The 18203-nt window shown below is 63.4% G+C and carries 15 protein-coding genes; all 15 read right to left on the bottom strand.

Translation table 11 applies throughout. The annotated features are described in order from the left end of the window. Nucleotides 1–6: 6 nt before the first annotated feature. Nucleotides 7–2118 carry a PAS domain-containing sensor histidine kinase gene (locus DTP52_RS03040; RefSeq protein WP_109751779.1) on the bottom strand — a complete coding sequence of 704 codons (2112 nt, stop codon included), beginning with the start codon at nucleotides 2116–2118 and terminating at the stop codon, nucleotides 7–9. Between the two features lie 288 nt (nucleotides 2119–2406). After that, nucleotides 2407–5505 carry an error-prone DNA polymerase gene (locus DTP52_RS03035; protein WP_178082448.1) on the bottom strand — a complete coding sequence of 1033 codons (3099 nt, stop codon included), beginning with the start codon at nucleotides 5503–5505 and terminating at the stop codon, nucleotides 2407–2409. Next, nucleotides 5481–6902 (bottom strand): DNA polymerase Y family protein, encoded by a 1422-nt coding sequence (locus tag DTP52_RS03030; RefSeq protein ID WP_109751777.1) that lies wholly within the window; start codon nucleotides 6900–6902, stop codon nucleotides 5481–5483. Before DTP52_RS03030 ends, DTP52_RS03035 begins: the two co-directional genes overlap by 25 nt. A 7-nt stretch (nucleotides 6903–6909) precedes the next feature. Beyond that, a complete protein-coding gene (gene imuA, locus DTP52_RS03025) occupies nucleotides 6910–7533 on the bottom strand; it encodes a translesion DNA synthesis-associated protein ImuA (protein ID WP_109751776.1) in 624 nt (207 codons plus the stop codon). Then, on the bottom strand, nucleotides 7533–8150 hold the full coding sequence (lexA, locus tag DTP52_RS03020) for a transcriptional repressor LexA (protein ID WP_018606049.1): 618 nt from the start codon (nucleotides 8148–8150) through the stop codon (nucleotides 7533–7535). Before lexA ends, imuA begins: the two co-directional genes overlap by 1 nt. Before the next feature lie 309 nt (nucleotides 8151–8459). Continuing rightward, nucleotides 8460–8732 (bottom strand): gamma-butyrobetaine hydroxylase-like domain-containing protein, encoded by a 273-nt coding sequence (locus DTP52_RS03010; RefSeq protein WP_109751774.1) that lies wholly within the window; start codon nucleotides 8730–8732, stop codon nucleotides 8460–8462. Continuing rightward, nucleotides 8729–9691 carry a HEAT repeat domain-containing protein gene (locus tag DTP52_RS03005; protein WP_109751773.1) on the bottom strand — a complete coding sequence of 321 codons (963 nt, stop codon included), beginning with the start codon at nucleotides 9689–9691 and terminating at the stop codon, nucleotides 8729–8731. Before DTP52_RS03005 ends, DTP52_RS03010 begins: the two co-directional genes overlap by 4 nt. After that, nucleotides 9688–10536, bottom strand: coding sequence for an ABC transporter ATP-binding protein (locus DTP52_RS03000; RefSeq protein ID WP_109751772.1), 849 nt, complete (start codon nucleotides 10534–10536; stop codon nucleotides 9688–9690). The genes DTP52_RS03005 and DTP52_RS03000 overlap by 4 nt, the downstream gene beginning before the upstream one ends. Beyond that, complete coding sequence (locus DTP52_RS02995) at nucleotides 10536–11318, bottom strand: ABC transporter permease (protein WP_109751771.1); 783 nt, start codon at nucleotides 11316–11318, stop codon at nucleotides 10536–10538. The genes DTP52_RS03000 and DTP52_RS02995 overlap by 1 nt, the downstream gene beginning before the upstream one ends. Nucleotides 11319–11460: 142 nt before the next feature. After that, entirely contained in the window at nucleotides 11461–12867 is a 1407-nt protein-coding gene (locus DTP52_RS02990; RefSeq protein ID WP_109751770.1) for an ABC transporter substrate-binding protein, read from the bottom strand. 219 nt (nucleotides 12868–13086) lie between these two features. After that, on the bottom strand, nucleotides 13087–13332 hold the full coding sequence (locus tag DTP52_RS02985) for a ferredoxin family protein (protein WP_003180418.1): 246 nt from the start codon (nucleotides 13330–13332) through the stop codon (nucleotides 13087–13089). Nucleotides 13333–13356: 24 nt separating this feature from the next. Beyond that, complete coding sequence (locus DTP52_RS02980; protein ID WP_109751769.1) at nucleotides 13357–15087, bottom strand: fumarate reductase/succinate dehydrogenase flavoprotein subunit; 1731 nt, start codon at nucleotides 15085–15087, stop codon at nucleotides 13357–13359. Further along, complete coding sequence (locus DTP52_RS02975) at nucleotides 15084–15836, bottom strand: GntR family transcriptional regulator (protein ID WP_109751846.1); 753 nt, start codon at nucleotides 15834–15836, stop codon at nucleotides 15084–15086. The genes DTP52_RS02980 and DTP52_RS02975 overlap by 4 nt, the downstream gene beginning before the upstream one ends. 105 nt (nucleotides 15837–15941) lie before the next feature. Next, on the bottom strand, nucleotides 15942–16913 hold the full coding sequence (locus DTP52_RS02970; protein ID WP_109751768.1) for a Gfo/Idh/MocA family protein: 972 nt from the start codon (nucleotides 16911–16913) through the stop codon (nucleotides 15942–15944). A gap of 93 nt (nucleotides 16914–17006) precedes the next feature. Next, the gene (locus tag DTP52_RS02965) at nucleotides 17007–18044 is read right to left on the bottom strand and encodes an AraC family transcriptional regulator (protein ID WP_109751767.1); all 1038 of its coding nucleotides are present in this window, start codon (nucleotides 18042–18044) and stop codon (nucleotides 17007–17009) included. Nucleotides 18045–18203: the final 159 nt, after the last annotated feature.

Here is an 18203-nt window from a genome sequence, read left to right as displayed (position 1 = left end):
CCGCGCTCAGCGCCCCAGCACGGTTCTCACCATCCGGGTCAGCGCATCCGGGCCGTAGGGTTTGCTCAGCAAATGAGTGTCGGGGCTCAACTGGTGGTCCCGGGAGATGATGTCCCGGGTGTGGCCCGAGGTGAACAGCACCGGTACCGGTGGTGATTGCACCTTGGCCCAAGCGGCGAGGTCGGAACTCTTGATCAGCCCGGGCATGACCACATCCGTGAAGATCAGGTCCACCGCGCGCCCCTCCAGCAGCAGTTTCATCGCCTCGTCACCATTGGCGGCAGTGAGGGTCCGGTAACCGGACTGCTCCAGCAACTCCACTGACGCACCGCGCACCTCTTCGTTGTCCTCCACCACCAGAATCATCTCTTGCCCACCCAACTGGAGCGGGTCGTGTTGCGCCTCTTCACCGGCTTCCGGCTGGAGACTGCGGGGGAAATACATCTGCGCCCGCGTGCCTTCTCCCAGGCTGCTGGAAATCTCGATATGGCCGCCGCTCTGCTTGACGAACCCGAACACCATGCTCAGCCCCAGCCCAGTGCCCTGGCCATCAGTCTTGGTGGTGAAAAACGGCTCGAATACCTGATTCAAGACATCGGGCGGCATGCCTACGCCGCGATCGATCACCGACAATCGCACATAGTCGCCCGCCGGAATGCCCTTGCCGACACAGGACGACTCATCGAGCACGATGTTCTCGCCGATCAGGCGAATGGTGCCCTCGCCGTGCATGGCATCGCGCGCATTGATCGCCAGGTTCAACAGGGCATTTTCCAGTTGATTGCGATCGACGTGGATGCACCAGGGCTCATCGGGCAAAGACACTTCGATCTGGATGGTTTCGCCCAGGGCCCGTTGTAGCAGTTCACCCATGCCATCGTAGATGCGCCGCGGGTTGTAGACCGCCGGTGACAATGGCTGGCGTCGAGCAAAGGCCAGCAGTTGCGATGACAACTTCGCACCACGCTCCACGGCTTCAAGGGAGGCACTGACCCGCCGTTGCACGTTGGCATTGTCCCGCTCGTGCCGGGCCAGCAAGTGCAGATTGCCGGCAATCACTTGCAGCAGGTTGTTGAAGTCATGAGCCACGCCGCCGGTGAGGCCGCCAATGGCCTCGAGCTTCTGCGACTGACGCAACTGCTCCTCTGCCGTCAGCCGCGCCTGCACCTCGTTGGCGACGCGCTGTTCCAGGTCGCGGGTGAATTTGAGCAGCGAAGCTTCGGCTGTCTTGCGTTCGTTGATGTCAATCAGTACCCCCGGGAAACGCAGGGGCTTGCCCGACGCATCGAACTCACACCGTCCGCTGGCCTGTACCCACAGGTAATCACCGCCCAGGCGACGCACCCGATATTCAGCGCTGTAGGGCGTGCCCGTACGCAAGGTCAATTCGACCCGCTGGTTCACTTCTTCCAGGTCATCCGGATGGATGCTCTGGCGGGCGATCTCGATCGGCAGTGCGTCCAGTGGAGTGTCAGGCGGGTAATTGAAGGTACGGGCGAAACGCTCATCGCCGGACAGTGTGTCAGTCCGGATATCCCAGACAAACGATCCCAGCAAGGGCCCGGCCGAGAGGGCCAGCTGGATACGCTCATTGACGGCGCGGTAACTGCGTTCAGCTGTTTGCCGGGCCCGCTCGGTCAGCACATGTTCGGTGGTCTCCACCACCACCGCCAACACACCCGCCGGGGCCTGGTCATCACCGGGCACCGGGCTGTAATAGAGGTCCATCCAGACATCTTCGGGCTTGCCATTGCGTAGCAGCACCAGCTCCTTGCTGCGGTAGGACAAGGTGCCACCGGCCAGGCAGACGTCCAGGACATGGCGATTGAACTCGGCCACTTCCGGCCAGCCCAGCTCCACGGCGCACCCCAGCAGGTACGGATGACGACCGCCAGCGAACTCGGCATAAGCATCGTTATAGATCATGAAGCCCTGGCGCCCCCACAACATGACCATCGGCAAGGGCGAAGCCAGCAGCACCTGGACAGCGTTGTGCAAACTGGCGGACCACTGCTCGATAGCGCCCAGTTCGGTCTGGCTCCAATCGAACGCCCGGATACGTCCGGCCATCTCACCGCCCCAACCGGGACAGCCGTGATTCTGGGATAAGAACTGCATGGGTCGACTCTGAACCTCAAAATGCTTGCAGGGAACTGGTATACCACGAGTGCCTTGCGCTCAGAGCTTCGAGCGTTGGGTTGGCGTTTGGTTTCATGGGGAGATGATGACGACGACCTGTCTGGATCGGGACTGCTTCCCGTGGCGAGGGGATTTATCCCCGCTGGGTTGCGCAGCAACCCCTCTGTCCTGTCTGACACACCACGGTGGCCGATGAATCATGGGCTGCTTCGCAACCCAGCGGGGATAAATCCCCTCGCCACAGGGGTTGCGGTATGGCTGCCGGCGTTAGTGGAAATCGCGACTGCGAACATTGATGCCCGCCAGCAACTCGGTCAGGTCGCTCAAGCGCCCGGCGATCAAGTGGCGGACCTCGCCGACGCTTTCCCAGCGCCCGTCGACCCTGAGCAATTGCGCGCCCACCAGAGTCTTGCGCTGGCGCTCGGCCAGGTCGCGCCAGACCACCACGTTGAGGTTGCCGAACTCATCTTCCAGGGTGACGAAGGTCACGCCGCTGGCGGTGCCCGGGCGTTGGCGGCCGGTGACCAGCCCGGCGACGCTGACGTTGCGGCCATGCTCCACCGCCTGCAATTCCCGTGAGCTGCGGCAGCGCCGGGCGCGCAGTTCGGGACGCAGCAAGGCCAGCGGATGGGGCCCCAGTGTCGTGCCCAGCATGGTGTAATCGGCAAACAGGTTTTCTCCCACCGTGGGTGTTGGCAGGGCTACGGGCGGTTCCTCCTGGCTGGGCAGGCCGGCGAACAAACCCAGTTGCTTCTGCACCCCGGCCACTTCCCAGCGGGCCCGATGACGATCGCCGGCCAAGCCCTGCAAGGCGCCGGCGTCGGCCAGTTGCGCCAGGGCCCGGACATCGAGTTGCGCGCGCTCGCCCAGGTCGGCCACGTCGCTGAACACTCGCTGCCGGCGGGCCGTTTCGATACGTCGGGCATCCTCTTCGCGAAAACCCTTGACCAGTCGCAGGCCCATACGGATCGCCGGTTGCCGGCCTTCCAGGGGTTCGAGGCTGCAATCCCAGTCGCTGGCGCGCACGTCCACCGGACGGATCTGCAATTGATGTCGGCGAGCGTCCTGGAGGATCTGGTCCGGGCTGTAGAAACCCATGGGCCAGCTGTTGATCAGGGCACAGGCGAACGCCGCCGGCTCGTGGCACTTGAGCCAACTGCTGGCGTAAGTCAGCAAGGCAAAACTGGCGGCGTGGGATTCGGGGAAACCGTAATTGCCGAAGCCCTTGATCTGTTCGAAGATCTGCGCGGCGAATTCGGCGGTGTAGCCGTTTTTCTTCATCCCCTGGGCCAGGCGTTCCCGATGCGGCTCCAACCCACCGTGACGTTTCCAGGCAGCCATGGAGCGCCGCAACTGGTCGGCTTCGCCGGGGGTGTAATCGGCCGCGACGATAGCGATCTGCATGACCTGTTCCTGGAACAGCGGCACACCCAAGGTGCGCTCGAGCACTTTTTCCAGCGCTTCAGAGGGATAAGTCACCGCCTCTTCTTTGTTTCTGCGCCGCAGGTACGGATGCACCATCCCCCCCTGAATCGGCCCGGGCCGCACGATCGCTACTTCGATGACCAAATCGTAGAACCTCTCGGGTCTGAGTCGAGGCAACATCGACATCTGCGCCCGGGACTCGATCTGGAACACACCGATGGTGTCGGCGCGACTGATCATTTCGTAGGTCGCCCGATCGTCCTTGGGCAACGACGCCAGGGCATAGCGCTCGCCCCGGTAGCGCTCGATCAAATCGAAACAGCGGCGAATCGCACTGAGCATGCCCAGGGCCAGGATGTCCACCTTGAGCAGCCCGACCGCGTCCAGGTCGTCCTTGTCCCACTGGATGATGGTGCGCTCGGCCATGGCGGCGTTTTCCACCGGCACCAGGGTGTCCAGGGGTTGTTCGGAAATCACGAAACCGCCAGGGTGCTGGGACAGATGCCGGGGAAAACCGATCAATTGCTGGGTCAGGCTCAGCACTCGGCGCAACACCGGGCTGTCCGGGTCGAAGCCGCCTTCACGCAAGCGCTCCACCGGCGGCGCCTCGTCACTCCAGCGGCCACAGCAATCGGCCAATGCGTTGACCTGGTCCGGCGGCAGGCCCAGGGCCTTGGCGACATCGCGCACCGCCCCGGCGCCGTGGTAGCTGCTGACCACCGCCGTCAATGCCGCACGATGGCGACCATAGCGCTGGAACACGTACTGCAGCACTTCCTCACGACGCTCATGTTCGAAATCGACATCAATGTCCGGCGGCTCGTTGCGCTCCCGGGACAGGAATCGCTCGAACAGCAGGTTGGTCTGACTCGGGTCGATTTCGGTGATGCCCAAGGCGTAGCAAACCGCCGAGTTGGCCGCCGAACCGCGTCCCTGACAAAGGATGTTTCGGCCGCGGGCGAAGTTGACGACGTCCTGCACGGTGAGGAAATAACTGTCGTAGCCCAGTTCGGCGATCAGCTCCAATTCATCGTTGATTTGCCGCCGGACCTTCTCTTCCACGCCGTCCTCCCAGCGCTCACGCATGCCGCGCTCGGTCAGTTCCCGCAGCCAGGACGCCGGATCATGGCCGTCAGGCACCAGTTCCCGTGGGTATTGATAACGCAGTTGGCTGAGGTCGAAGGTACAGCGCCGGGCGATGAGCAGCGTCTCGTCGAGCAAGGCGCGAGGATAGAGATCGGCCAGATCCTTGCGGCTGCGCAGGTGGCGCTCGCCGTTGGGGTGCAGGCGCTGGCCGGCCTCGGCCACTGTGACATGGTGGCGGATGGCAGTCATGGTGTCCTGCAAGGCACGACGGCCACGCACGTGCATGTGCACATCGCCACTGGCCACGGTCGGAAGATCCAGGCGCTCGGCCAGCACCAATGAGTCGGCCAACCGGCGGCGGTCGTCCTGCCCGCAGTGCAACTGGACCGTCAGCCACAGGCGCCCGGCAAAGATCGGCTGGAGCCAACGCCCGTGTTCCTCGGCGTCTTTGCCCTCGGCTACCCACAACGCCAATAGCCCTGGCAAAGGCTGGTCGAAGTCTTCGCGCACGATGCGGTAGTGGCCCTTCTCGCTGCGACGCCGGGCGCGGGTGATCAGCCGGCACAAGGCTTGGTAACCCTCCAGATCTTGCACCAGCAACACCAGTTTCGGACCGTCCTCGACCTGGATTTCGCTGCCGACGATCAGTTGCAGCTCCAGCTCCCTGGCCGCCTGCCAGGCCCGAACGATCCCGGCCAGGGTGCATTCGTCGGTGATCGCCAGGGCCTGATAGCCCTGTTGTTTGGCGCGACGGCACAACTCCAGGGCACTGGAGGCGCCGCGCTGGAAGCTGAAGTTCGACAGGCAATGCAGCTCGGCATACTCAACGCTCATGCGAACCAGCCCTGCAGCCACAGCAGCCCGCCCTCGCCCGCCGGTCGATAGGCCCAGCCTCGTTGTCCACTGCGGGTTTCGATCAGGTAGTAGTCGCGACGCACATCCGCACCGTCCCACCAACCGGACTCGATGCGCTCGGGGCCCATGAGGATTCGAGCCTGGCTTTCCTGCAATACCTGGGCCTCATTCAGCAGCCAGCCGGGACGCTGCACGCCATCGCGCACCGGGCAGGCCTGGGGCCGGGGCTGGGCTGTCATTTGCCAGGCGCATTCAGGCCGATGGTCATCGCGAAATCCCAGGCCCTGCACCGCGTCATCCCCCAGCCGGGCCCGCAGGCGTTCACGCAGTTGCTCCCAGGGCAATGACTGCTGCGGGCGTTCATCGAACAATTCCAGGCGCTGGGGCACGAAGCTCGGCAGGTCTTCGGCACACAAGCGAAAGCCGCGCACCGGGGCCTCGACCTGCACCTGCTCCAAGCGGCCACGGGCCAGTTCGAAGAGCATCGCCGGATCCCGTTCGGCGCTGAGCAGGCCGACCTTGATCAGCGTGTCCGGCAACCCAGCGTGTTCCAGATGCAGGTCAAAACGCTGCACACCGCTGTCGCGACCGCAGAGGAAGGCCGACAAGTCACCGGTCAAGCGGCGCAACGGGAACAACAGCGCCTGATGGGATTGCACGTCATAGTTGAGTTCGATGCGCACATCGAAACGGTCTGGCGGCAGGTAGAACGACAGCGCCAGGGTGCGACTGCCGGTCAGCGCATCGAGGTGCTTGAGCACCTGGGCCTCGAAGCGCCGTGCCAGGGTCTGCCGAGGCAAGGCCTGGACCTGGCTCAGGCGGCGCAGGCCCATGCGCGACAACGCCGTGGCGACGTCGGGTTCCAGGCCGATCCGCTCCACGGGCATGTGCCCCAGGTACTGTTGCAAGGTCTCGGCGTCGGGCACCATCAAGGCGTCATAGGCATTGGCCAACACCCGCGCCGCCACCGGATTGGGCGCTGCGACGATGCGATGCCGAAACCCCAGCTCGGTCAGTTCGGCCCGCAAGCGCGCCTCGAATACCGGCCAGGGCCCGAACAGGCCCAGGCTCGACTCGATTTCGAACAGCAGCGTACGCGGGTAATGCACGCTGACCTGGGAGCTGAAACGGTAGGCCCAGGCTGCCAGGAACTGTTGCCAGTGTTCGATCTGCGCCGCATCGTATTCGGCGGTGGCAAAGCCTTTGCTCAAGGCCTGGGCGGCGGTCATGGTCTGGCCGGGACGCAAGCCCAGGGCCCGTGCCGGCGCGTTCACCGCTTGCAGCACCCGGCGCTGGGCCGGACCGCTCAGCAGGGCCAGGGGCTCGTCAGGATCGGGGCGCTGACGCAGCGCGGCGTCCAGCGCCAATTGCGGAAAAAGAATACACACCCAGCGCATCGCAACCTCAATGCCCTGTCTGTGGGGAAAAAGCGATCGGTGCCGAACGGGCCAGCCCGCCCCGGCACTTGAGCACGCGCAATTGCGCTGGCCGGGTATCGATGGCGATGCGCAAGGCCGCCGGCGACGGGTTGATGGCTTCCTGGATCGAGCGCCAGGCGAACGCCAGGGTCTGACCGGTTTCCGCCGCCACTTGCAAGCGGCGCAAGGCCCGGTCGTCCGCCTGGCGAGGCCAGCACAGCACCGCGCCACAACTGCCCGAACGCAGGCATTGTTCGGTAGCCCACAGGGCCTCGCGTTCATCAGCCTGGATCACCGACATTTGGCGCAGGTCGATACCGGCGCTCTGCCAGGCCTGGGGATAGGGCACGAACGGTGGCGCCACCAGCACAATCCGCTCCCCCGCCACCGACAGCCGCGCCAGGGTCGGCCACACCAGTTGCAACTCGCCCACGCCTGGGGCGGCGATGAGCAGCTCCGTCAACGCCGCTTCCGGCCAGCCGCCACTGGGCAATGCCGCGTCCAGAGCAGCATGGCCAGTAGGTTGCGGGCTGGCGGCCGGCGGCGCAGGCCGGCCCTTCCAGACCTGGCCGCCGTTGAACAGCGTGTCCAGCGCAACGACCGCGCCCATCAACCTTGCCTCACCAAGCCGCAGAACACCCCCTCTATCGCCAGGTCCTGATCGGCCTCGACGATGATCGGCTGGTAGGCCGGGTTGCGCGGCAGCAAACGCACTCGCTCGCCGATGCGCTCGAACCGCTTGATAGTGACTTCACCGTCCAGGCGCGCCACGACGATCTGCCCGTTAGAGGCCTGGGGCGTGCGCTGCACGCCTACCAGGTCACCGTCAAGAATGCCGTCTTCGATCATCGAGTCGCCCTGGACCCGCAGCAGGTAATCCGGCGCCTTGGTGAAAATCGCCGGGTCCAGCATCAGGCGGCTGTGAACCTCGGCGTCGGCGCCGATCGGCAGCCCGGCAGCCACTCGCCCCAGCACCGGTACGTCGAGCAACTCGGGCCGTGGCGGCTGGTTCAGCAAGCGAATGCCTCGAGCCTGGTGCGGATTGACCTCGATGAAACCGGCCTCGGTCAACGCCAGCACATGCTTGCGCGCCACGCTACGGGAAGCAAAACCGAACGCCTCGCTGATTTCAGCGAGGCTGGGAGGCTGACCCTGATCGGCGATGCGCTCGCGGATGAAGGTCAGGATGGCGGTACGGCGGGGGGTGAGAGTCGTCATGGAGTACATTTGTACTCTTTAAGGATTTTTCTGACAAGCGCCGCCAGTCAGTTCACCGCTCGGGGCCGCTGCGCAGCCCAGCGGGAGCAATCTCTGGCCACAGGTATCAACACTTTTCCTCAAGTGAACGGCATGACCCTGTGGGAGCGAGCCTGCTCGCGAAAGCATCAGCCCATTCGACATCCATGCAAGCTGACCCACCGCCATCGCGAGCAGGCTCGCTCCCACAGTTGGATCGGGGTATGACCGGAGAGACAGGTCGGCTGTCAGGCCGCCTTCGCGAGCAAGCCCGCTCCCACAAGAGATCTGTGGAGAGGGCTACAACCCCGCCAGATAAGCCCAGGGAAAAATCCCCCGCTCATGCCCATCACTGAACACCAATTGCACCCCATACCCCTGGGCATTTACCTCAACCACCCGAACCCGCGTATCAACCTGAACCGTCAGCCCCTGCAAACGAAACGCCCGGCACTGAGAACAAGGACACTGCCGGCGTAACTGAGCATGATCCAGACGCTGTTCACGCCCATCGGGCCAGTCAAGCCTCAGTTGCCCTGTGCCCTGGGAATTACCAATCGCCAGCGGATTCATTGCAACTGCCCCAGGGCAATGCGCACAGCCTTGCGCACTTCCGGGTCGCCATCGTCCCGCGCTGCCTGCAACGCCGGGATGGCAGCGTGATCGTTCAATTCGCCCAAGGCCAGGGCCGCCTCCTTGCGCAAATTGCTGATCCGATGGCCCAGGGTCTCGATCAAGGCCGCCAACGCCGGAACATAGCGCAAACGCCCCAGGCTGCGGGTCGCCCGCAAACGCACTTGCCAATAATCATCGGCCAGCGCCTCGACCAGGGCCGGGCCGGCATCGGCGTGACCGACCTTGCCCAGGGTGGTGGCGGCTTCTTCGCGCACCGCCCAGGCCGGATCCCGCAGCGCCTGGCGCAGCGCCGGCAAGACTTGCGCGTCCGAAGCCAGGCCAAGGGCGCCAGTGGCGGCGCGGCGCACCTCGGTGTCTGGATCATCACTGGCCAACCGGGCCAGGGCCGGCAAGGCGTCGAGGTGCTTGAGCCAACCCAGCACGCCGACCGCCTCGCGCCGCACGCTGGCATCGCCGTCAGCCAGGGCGATGATTGCAGCCGGTGCCGCGTCGAGCAGGCGTAACTCGCGCAAGGCCCGGAACGCCGCGACGCGCACACCGGCATCCGCATGGGCCGTCCAGGGCAGGATCACCCTTCCTGCCGCCTCACTCTTGAGCAGGCTCAGGCTCTGGGCGGCAGCGGCCTGCACGCTCGGCGACGGATCGGTCAGGGCCTCGCACAAGGCCGCGACCACCGGTGCGTCTTCCCAGGCTTCGAGCAATCGTGCGGCCTCGGCGCGCACCTCGGCACTGGGGTCCTCGGCCAGGCGATCCACCAGCCACAGCAGGCCTTCAGGTTCCTCAAGGTCGGCCAGCTCGATCAGGGCGATGCGGCGCACGCCAGGGTCCTCGTCGGTCAGGCGCGGTTGCAGGGCGAGGATGTCGTCGTTATCAGTGTCTTCGAATAGAGAGGTCATAGGGCAAATCGCGGCAAGGAGGTTTCAGGGGGAAGCCCGAGTGGGTTGAGGCGCGGCAACTGCCGGCCGTCTTCATGGCGCAGCAGATCGAGGCAGTGGCGCTTCAAGCGGGAGAATTCAGGGCGGGTCACCAGTGCGGTCGTGCGTGGCCGTGGAAAGTCCAGGCGCAGATCCTCGATGATCCGACCGGGACGCGGGCTCATCACCAGCAAGCGGTCGGCCAGGAACAGCGCCTCGTCGATGTCGTGGGTGACGAACACCACGGTGGTGCGGATGCGCGTCCAGATGTCCAGCAGCAGCTCCTGCATGTTCAACCGGGTCAAGGCATCCAGCGCGCCGAAGGGTTCGTCCATCAGCAGCAGCCGTGGACGGTTGACCAGCACCCGGGCGATCTCCACTCGTTGCTGCATGCCCCCGGAGAGTTGGTCCGGCCAGTGCCCGGCGAAACCTTCCAGGCCCACCAGCGCGAGGATTTCATCGGCGGCCCGGTGCCGTTCGGCCTTGCCCAGGCCGCGCATCTTCAGGCCGAAGGCGACGTTGTCACGCACGGTGCGCCAGGGAAACAGCGTGTGTTGCTGGAACACCATGCCGCGTTGGGGCGACGGGCCACAAACGCTCAAGCCGTCGACATTCAAGCTGCCGGTGCGCGGTTGCAGATGCCCGGCCAAGGCCCCAAGCAAGGTGGATTTGCCGCAACCGGACGGCCCGAGGACACAGACGAACTGGCCCGCCTCGATCTGGCAATCGAGCCCTTGGACCGCTTCGAAGGCCTGGGCGCCCTGGCCCAGGACAATGGACAACTGACGGATATCGATCCGTCCTTCGGGGGTTTGCATCACGCTCATCAGGCTTTTCCTCGTGGTCGGTGCCAAGGCGTGAACAGCCCGCCCAGGCGCTTGATCAACAAGCTGCTGCCCATGCCCAACACACCGATCAGCAACATGCCGACGACGATGTCGGCGTAGTTTTGCACGGTGTAGGAAGCCCAGGTGTAGTAGCCGATGCCGTACTGGCCGGCGATCATTTCCGCCGTCACCAGGCAGAACCAGGACGTGCCCATGCCGATGGCCAGGCCTGTGATGATGCTCGGCGCGGCGCCCGGCAGGATCACCTCCAACAGGATCGCCCGGCGCCCGGCTCCCAGGCTTTTCGCCGACGCGATCAGCCGCCGGTCCACTCCTTCGACGCCGTGCACGGTGTTGAGCAGGATCGGGAACAGCGCGCCGGTGAAGGTGATGAACACCATCGATAGCTCCGACGAAGGAAACATCAGGATCGCCAGGGGAATCCAGGCCACCGCCGGGATCGGTCGCAGCACTTCCAGCGGCGGCAGCAACAGGTCTTCGGCCCATTTCGAACGGCCGATGGCCAGGCCCAGGGCCACGCCGATCAACAACGCCGCGCCGTAACCGGCAAAGACCCGTCCCAGGCTACTGCCCAGGTGCCGGGGGAGATTGCCGGAGTCCCCCAGACCCAGCGCCGCCTGGACCACCGCCAATGGGGTCGGGACGTTGGCGAAGGTCACCAGGCCGAGGTCCCAGTGGCCGTTCGCGGCGAGTTGCCAGAACAGCAGGCAGAGCAACAGGGAAGCGGCTCGCGGGAGCCAGCGTTTGGGTGATGGATACACTGATATCTTCCTCAGTTATGGAGATCCCTTGTGGGAGCGAGCCTGCTCGCGATAGCGGTGTGTCAATCACATCAACTTCAACTGATCTGACGCCATCGCGAGCAGGCTCGCTCCCACAGGTTTTGCTTTCACTCGAGTCAGGTCAGCGGGCAGCAACCGCCTGGATGGTGGCCTCGCTGAAGTCCAAGACCTTGCCACCCTGGGCCGTGGCGAACTGCTGGGCCTGGCCCTTGAGCAGGAACGCGCTGAGCTGGCCCTTGGCGTCACTGGCGAACCACGCCTGTTCGGCCAGCAGCTTGATCCCGCTGTCGCTGGCCTGGGCATAGACGGCGCGGATGCCCTTGCCTTCCTGCTTGAGGCTCGCCAGCGCGGCGAAGGCCGATTGGGCCGAGGCGTAATGGCGCACTTTCGGCTCGCCGCGTACCCAGATCTCGGCCACGCGACTGAAATCGCCGATGGCTTTGCCGGTCAGGGCATCGGTCGTGTTCAGCGGTGTCTGGGCGTAGTTAGCCAGTTGCGCGGTGTAGTCCAGGTTCGACGCCTTGAACGCGGCGCGGATGTACTGGTCATCGATGAAGGTATTGAGGTCCAGGCCACGATCGGCTTTCTTCAGCAGCTTGAGGGTATCGATAGCGGTGCCGACCGCTTGGCGGTACTCCGGTTTCCAGGTCAGGTCGCGGGTCTGTACGCCCAACGGTCCGTGGAACAGGTAATTGACCTCGGCATCCACGCCGGTCACCTTGGCGATCAACTCGCTGTACTTCTCAGGTTCGGCGGCCAGCAACTGATTGGCCTCGATGCTCGCGCGCAGGTAAGCGACGACGATTTCCGGGTATTTCCTTGCGTAGGCCTGATCCACCAGCGCACCGTGGAACGTCGGCGCGCCGGCCTGGGCGCCATCGTAGATCTTGCGGGCGAAACCGCGGCTGGGGAACAGTTCGGCGAACGGCACGAAGTCGGCGTGGGCGTCGATCTTGCCGGCTTGCAATGCGGAGCCGGCCACCTCCGGCGGCTGGGCGATGATATTGACGTCCTTGAGCGGGTCCCAACCCTGGGCCGCGACCGCACGTAGCAACATGCCGTGGGCGGTGGAGGCGAACGGCACGGAAATGGTCTTGCCCTTGAGCTCAGCCAACGACTGCACGCCCGATGCACTCGGTACCACGATGCCGTTGCCACTGCCCCGGGTGCTGCCCGACAGCACGCTGATGAACAGGCTGTGCTTGCCGGCGGTTTCGAACGCCACGCCGTTGAACGCCCCGGGGAAATCGGCCATGGCGCCGAAGTCGAGCTTACCGGCGACCATCTCGTTGGTCAGCGGCGCGCCGCTGGTGAAGTTTTTCCACTGGATGTCGTACTGGGCGTCCTTGTAGGCGCCGTCGTGGGGCAAGTATTTATCCAACAGGCCCAGCTCCCGAATCAGCAACCCGCCGGCGGCGCAGTTGATGGTGGTGTCCTGGGTGCCGATGGCGATACGGATGGTTTCTGCCTGAGCAGGCAAGGTCAATGAAGCCAGTACCAGACCGGCGAGTGCTGCACGCAATAACATGGGTGTGTCCCCTCGAATCATTTATTGGATGTTCGTCTCCGCCGCGATCAGGGCGCGGTGGGAAACGAGGGGTGTTCTGAATCTGCGTCCGGGGGTGGCCGGATGGCTTTTGTGGTGTTTGGGCTGGCCCTATCGCGAGCAGGCTCGCTCCCACATTTTTTCGGCGTTCACCACAAATCCATTGTGGGAGCGAGCCTGCTCGCGAGGGCGTCCTGTCAATCAACGCAGCAAGTACGGAATCTCGACTTTCACCGCCCCCGTCGGGCAGTCCTTTTCACAGGGCATGCAATACCAGCATTCGTCGAACGCCATGTAGGCCTTCTGGGTCGCCGGGTTGATCGCCAGCAGGTCCATGGGGCAGACATCGACGCAAACGGTGCAGCCCTTGTGGGCGATGCATTTGTCCTCGTCCACGGTGACGGGGGCATTGGAGCGGAAAAAGATTTCCTGGGGTTGATAAGCCATGGGCGGTCTCTCTGGGTGTAAGGTTCACGCCGCGTCAGCGCCGACCCGCAGCCGGTCGTAGGCCTGCAGTTCGTCGGCATCGAGGGCGATGATGTAAGGCTCGACGGCTTTCTTGAATGAGGTCATCGCGCCGTCTTCGCCCTTCTTCAAGTGGCAATGGCAGAACCAGTCGCTGTCGTTGCGTTGCGGATGATCGACCCGATAGTGGTACAGGCCCCAACGGCTTTCGGCGCGAAACAGCGAGGCGCGAGCGGCCATTTCGGCGCAGTCGCGGATGACGCTGACCTCCATGGCGCGCATCAATTCATGAGGGTTGTGGGCCTTGATCTGGTCCAGGTCGCGCTGGATATCGCTGAAGCGTTGCAGGCCGATCTGCATTTTCTTGGTGACCTTCGGCGGTTGCAGGTAATCGTTGACGAAGCGGCGCAGCTTGTATTCCACCTGGGCCGGCGGCAGGCCGTGCTCGCGGTCCAGGGGCGCGTAGACACGAGCCCTCTCCCGCTCGATCTGCCCGGCGTCCAGCGCCGAAAAATCCTTCCCGGCCACGAAGTCCGCGGCGTTGTGCCCGGCAAACCAGCCATAGGTGAACGCACCGAGCATGTAGTTGTGGGGCACGGCGGCCATGTCACCGGCCGAGTACAGGCCCTTGACCGAGGTTTCGGCCCGCTCGTTGACCCACACGCCCGAGGCCGAGTGACCGCTGCAAAAACCGATTTCGGAGATGTGCATCTCCACCATCTGCGTGCGGTAGTCAGTACCGCGGTTGGCATGGAACTGACCACGACTGGGTCGTTCGTTACTGTGCAGAATGTCCTCGATGTTCTGGATGGTTTCCTCGGCCAGGTGATCGAGCTTGAGGAACACCGGACCATTGCCACTTTCGAGTTCCTGGTGGAACTCCCACATCATCTGCCCGCTCCAGTAGTCGCACTCGATAAAGCGCTCGCCCTTGTTGTTGGCGGTATAGCCGCCCAGGGGACCGGTGACATAGGCGCACGCCGGGCCGTTGTAATCCTTGATCAGCGGGTTGATCTGGAAGCATTCCAGGTTCGCCAGTTCGGCACCGGCGTGGTAGGCCATGGCATAGCCGTCCCCGGCATTGGTGGGGTTCTCATAGGTGCCCATCAGGTAGCCGGAGGCCGGCAACCCCAGGCGTCCCGCCGCACCGCAGCAGAGGATGACCGCCTTGGCCTTGATCACATGAAAATCGGCGGTACGGCAATCGAAGCCCATCACACCGTTCACCGCGCCCGCTTCGTCAGTCAGCAACCGTGTGCAGACCAGCCGATTAGTGATGTTCACCCGCGCCCGTTTCAGTTGGCGATAAAGCACCTTCTTGATGTCGTGCCCTTCCGGCATCGGCAACACGTAGGCGCCCATGTGATGGACCTTTTTCACCGCATAGTCGCCGGTTTCATCCTTCTCGAACTTCACGCCCCAGCGGTCCAGTTGCTCGATCGTTTCGAAGCTGTGGGTCGCGTAGGCATACACCGCCGTCTGGTTGACGATGCCGTCGTTGGCGATGGTGATTTCCTTGGTGTACTGCTCGGGGGTGGAATGACCGGGAATGATCGCGTTGTTCAAGCCGTCCATGCCCATGCTGATGGCGCCGCTGCGCTTGACGTTGGCCTTGTCCACCAGCAGCACGCGCAAATCACGGTTGCGCTCCTTGGCCTTGATCGCCGCCATGGGGCCGGCGGTGCCACCGCCGATGACGACGATGTCGTATTCCTGTTCGAGGGTGCTCCGAGTCATGCCTGCGTTCCTTTTTGCCGGTCGATCCGCAAGCGGTACTGGAAAGCATCGCCACGGTAATAGAGGTGTTCGAAGTCCAGTGGCTGGCCGCTGGCATCATGGGTCAGGCGCTCGATGCGCATGATCGGCGAACCCGGCTCGACCTCCAGGGCCTGGGTCAGGTCGCTGTCGGCCAGCACCGCATCGATGGCCAGGTCCGCATGGCCCAAGGTCAGGGCACAGTCGTTTTCCAGGATCAGGAAAATGTCGCGGGTGACCAGATCGGCCTTTTCCAGGCGCTCGCCGAGGGCCTTGGGCAGGTAGGTGATCTCCAGGGAAACCGGCTCGCGATTGATCAAGCGCACCCGTTTGATCTGCACCACCTCTTCCCCTTCAGTCAATTTCAGGCGCTCGGCCACCAGTTTGTCGGCCGCGATGAACTTGAAACTGAGCAGACGGTTGATCACCTCGAAACCGCGCCCGGTCATGGACTCGGCCAGGCCCTGGAGGGTGCTGACATTCTGGAAGGTCTTGGGCTTGGCCACGAACGTCCCTTTGCCGTGGATCTTGAAAATCAGCCCTTCCTTTTGCAGGTCACCCAGCGCTTGGCGCACGGTGATACGACTGACACGGAACAGCGCACCGAGCTCGCTTTCCGAGGGCATCTGGCTGCCTTGGGGGTATTGGCCATCGAGGATGCGCGCACGCAGCACGTCTCGTAGTTGCGTGTGCAGCGGCACGCTGCTGAGGGGAAGAACGTTGTCGGACATGGCCTTCATAACTTGTCATAACGAGTTATGACGTGATCTTAGAAAACCCGTCCAATGCTTGGGAAATACTCTTTGAGCATTAGGTTATGCCCACGAGGGCTCGCTTCAGCAGCGCTGGAGAATGCGATCCATCACCCAGTCGGTCTTCAATGCCTGTTCGGCAATGGCCGGATGCTGCGACTCACCACGGATATGGGCATTCATGCCGAGTACATGGTGCCACTGGATATGCTCAGGATGATGAGGGATGTCGAGGCTGATGGATGTGTCCGTACACAGTTGCAGTGGCTCATCATTGAACACCGAGAAGTTGATTCGCCCTTGACTGCCGATCACTTCCACACGGTCCTCACGTCGGTCAGCGACGAAATTCCAACAGCCCATGCCTGTGGCCCCGCAGGCGAATCGCCAATGGGCCACGACCGCATCTTCTGCCTGATACAAACCGCCCTGGCGAGCGGCGAAACCCGTTACCTCGACAATGTCCCCCAACAAGAACTGGAACAGGTCAAGGCCATGGCAGGCCAGATCAGTGAAATAACCTCCGCCTGCAATCGTCGGATCGGTACGCCAATTGATCGCTCCGCTGATATCCGCCGATGAGGCAGGCTTGGTGAGCGTCCAGGTCAAATGCCGAATGTCACCGATGCATCCTTGTTCGATCCATTGCCGCACCTTGCGAAAACGCGGCAGTGAGCGCCGGTAGTAGGACACAAACAAATGCACCCCCGCGGCGTCGAATACTCGCTGCATTTCCCGGCTCTGCGTGGCATTGAGGGACATGGGTTTCTCAACGCAGCAATGCTTGCCGGCGGCCGCCACCAGCATGCTATAGCTGAAATGACTGTCGGGCGGCGTCGCAATGTAAACCGCATCGACTTCAGGATCATCGATCAGTGCCTGCGCGTCAGTGTAGAACCTGGCGATACCGTGGCGTTCAGCATAATCGGACACTGCCTCCGAACGTCGCCCCATCACCGCTACCAACGCTGAGCCGGGTGCCTTGTAGAAGGCCGGCCCACTCTTGCGTTCCGTCACGCTGCCACAACCGATCATGCCCCAGCGTACCGTTCTCATCGTTTGACTCATGGAATCAAGGCCATCTGGCTCCGCAATGAAGCCCCCTCAAAAAAGACAGGAGTTTAATCAGGCCCAGCCTGAATGTCGTGGCTACAACGTTTGCCCCTCATTGCGAAACGCACTGGGGCTCATACCGGTCCAACGCCGGAACGCCCGGCGAAAACTGCGCACATCGCTGTAGCCGACTTCTTCGGTGATGCGCTCGATGGACAGCCCGGGGTTGGCCAGCAGGCTCAGGGTCCGACCGCGGCGCACCTGTTCGAGCAAGGCCTCGAAGGTCAGGCCGTGTTCGGTCAGGCGCCGACGCAGGGTGCGGCTGCTCATGTTGAGGTCGCCAGCGATTTTCTCGATGTGGCTGCCACGGGTCAGGTCCCGGGCAATCGCCCGTTCCACAGCCTGGATCAGGTCGATCTTCTGGTGGACCTCGGTGGCCTCCTGCTCCAGCAAGGCCAAGGCCTGGCGCAAGGCCAACGGGTGGTGATTGGGCAGGCGCATATCCAGCCAGCGCACATCGATCAGCATGCGATTGTGCCGGCAACCGAAGCGCACATCCGGCCCCAGTATCCGCTGGTATTGCTGGGCATAGGACGGCGCGGCGTGCATGAACTCCACGGCCTGAGGTTTGAAATCGGCCCCCGCCAGCGCCCGCCCATAGACCATCAGGCTGGCGAAGAACTCCTCCACGGCAAATACCTGGATCTCGGCGAAAGGCAGGCGGCAGGTCGCCTCGACCATGATCCGGTCAGTGGCTTCTTCGACACTGGTCACCGCGATGCCACCGGTGGTGTGCTGGTAACGAACCCCCAGGGCAAAGGCATCGCGCAGGGTTTCGCACAGCGACAAAACGTGGCCCAACAGGCCGAGGGTGCCGAGCACGTTACGGTCGCCCACCCATAATCCCAGGCCCTGGTCGGGCAACAGTCTGAGCGCCCGTTGGATCATGACCACCGCCTGACGATAGGAAATGCGCTGGGCGGGATCTTGCAGATCGTCAAGACCGAACCCCAGGCCGCGACACAGGCTGGCGGCATCGAAGCCCTTGTCAGCCACCACCTCGGCCAGGGTTTGCAGCAGGAATGGCGATACCAGCGCCAACTCATAGGTGGGGTCGATGACTTTCATCTGCATGGGGCGGGTTCCGGAGCACGTTAGGCGGCGTTTTTGTAACCGGTTATTTCATAAAGTTAGCATGCCCAAGCGAATCGAGGAGCACAAAAATCTGGCCGCCCAAGTCCCCTGTATGGCCGCCAATACCCTGCCCTGGCAGCAGCGAACGGCTTATTTCTA

Source organism: Pseudomonas sp. 43mfcvi1.1, from assembly GCF_900115935.1.
GTDB lineage: Bacteria > Pseudomonadota > Gammaproteobacteria > Pseudomonadales > Pseudomonadaceae > Aquipseudomonas > Aquipseudomonas bijieensis.
Note: the sequence above shows the minus strand (reverse complement) of the source record. Positions and strands in the feature narration are given on the sequence as shown.

Excerpts from the sequence above, each read along its gene's own strand:
- DTP52_RS03040 (WP_109751779.1), bottom strand. The coding sequence starts at position 2,118 with ATGCAGTTCTTATCCCAGAATCACGGCTGTCCCGGTTGGGGCGGTGAG.
- DTP52_RS03030 (WP_109751777.1), bottom strand. The coding sequence starts at position 6,902 with ATGCGCTGGGTGTGTATTCTTTTTCCGCAATTGGCGCTGGACGCCGCG.
- imuA (WP_109751776.1), bottom strand. The coding sequence starts at position 7,533 with ATGGGCGCGGTCGTTGCGCTGGACACGCTGTTCAACGGCGGCCAGGTC.
- lexA (WP_018606049.1), bottom strand. The coding sequence starts at position 8,150 with ATGTACTCCATGACGACTCTCACCCCCCGCCGTACCGCCATCCTGACC.
- DTP52_RS03010 (WP_109751774.1), bottom strand. The coding sequence starts at position 8,732 with ATGAATCCGCTGGCGATTGGTAATTCCCAGGGCACAGGGCAACTGAGG.
- DTP52_RS03005 (WP_109751773.1), bottom strand. The coding sequence starts at position 9,691 with ATGACCTCTCTATTCGAAGACACTGATAACGACGACATCCTCGCCCTG.
- DTP52_RS03000 (WP_109751772.1), bottom strand. The coding sequence starts at position 10,536 with ATGAGCGTGATGCAAACCCCCGAAGGACGGATCGATATCCGTCAGTTG.
- DTP52_RS02990 (WP_109751770.1), bottom strand. The coding sequence starts at position 12,867 with ATGTTATTGCGTGCAGCACTCGCCGGTCTGGTACTGGCTTCATTGACC.
- DTP52_RS02985 (WP_003180418.1), bottom strand. The coding sequence starts at position 13,332 with ATGGCTTATCAACCCCAGGAAATCTTTTTCCGCTCCAATGCCCCCGTC.
- DTP52_RS02980 (WP_109751769.1), bottom strand. The coding sequence starts at position 15,087 with ATGACTCGGAGCACCCTCGAACAGGAATACGACATCGTCGTCATCGGC.
- DTP52_RS02975 (WP_109751846.1), bottom strand. The coding sequence starts at position 15,836 with ATGTCCGACAACGTTCTTCCCCTCAGCAGCGTGCCGCTGCACACGCAA.
- DTP52_RS02970 (WP_109751768.1), bottom strand. The coding sequence starts at position 16,913 with ATGAGAACGGTACGCTGGGGCATGATCGGTTGTGGCAGCGTGACGGAA.
- DTP52_RS02965 (WP_109751767.1), bottom strand. The coding sequence starts at position 18,044 with ATGCAGATGAAAGTCATCGACCCCACCTATGAGTTGGCGCTGGTATCG.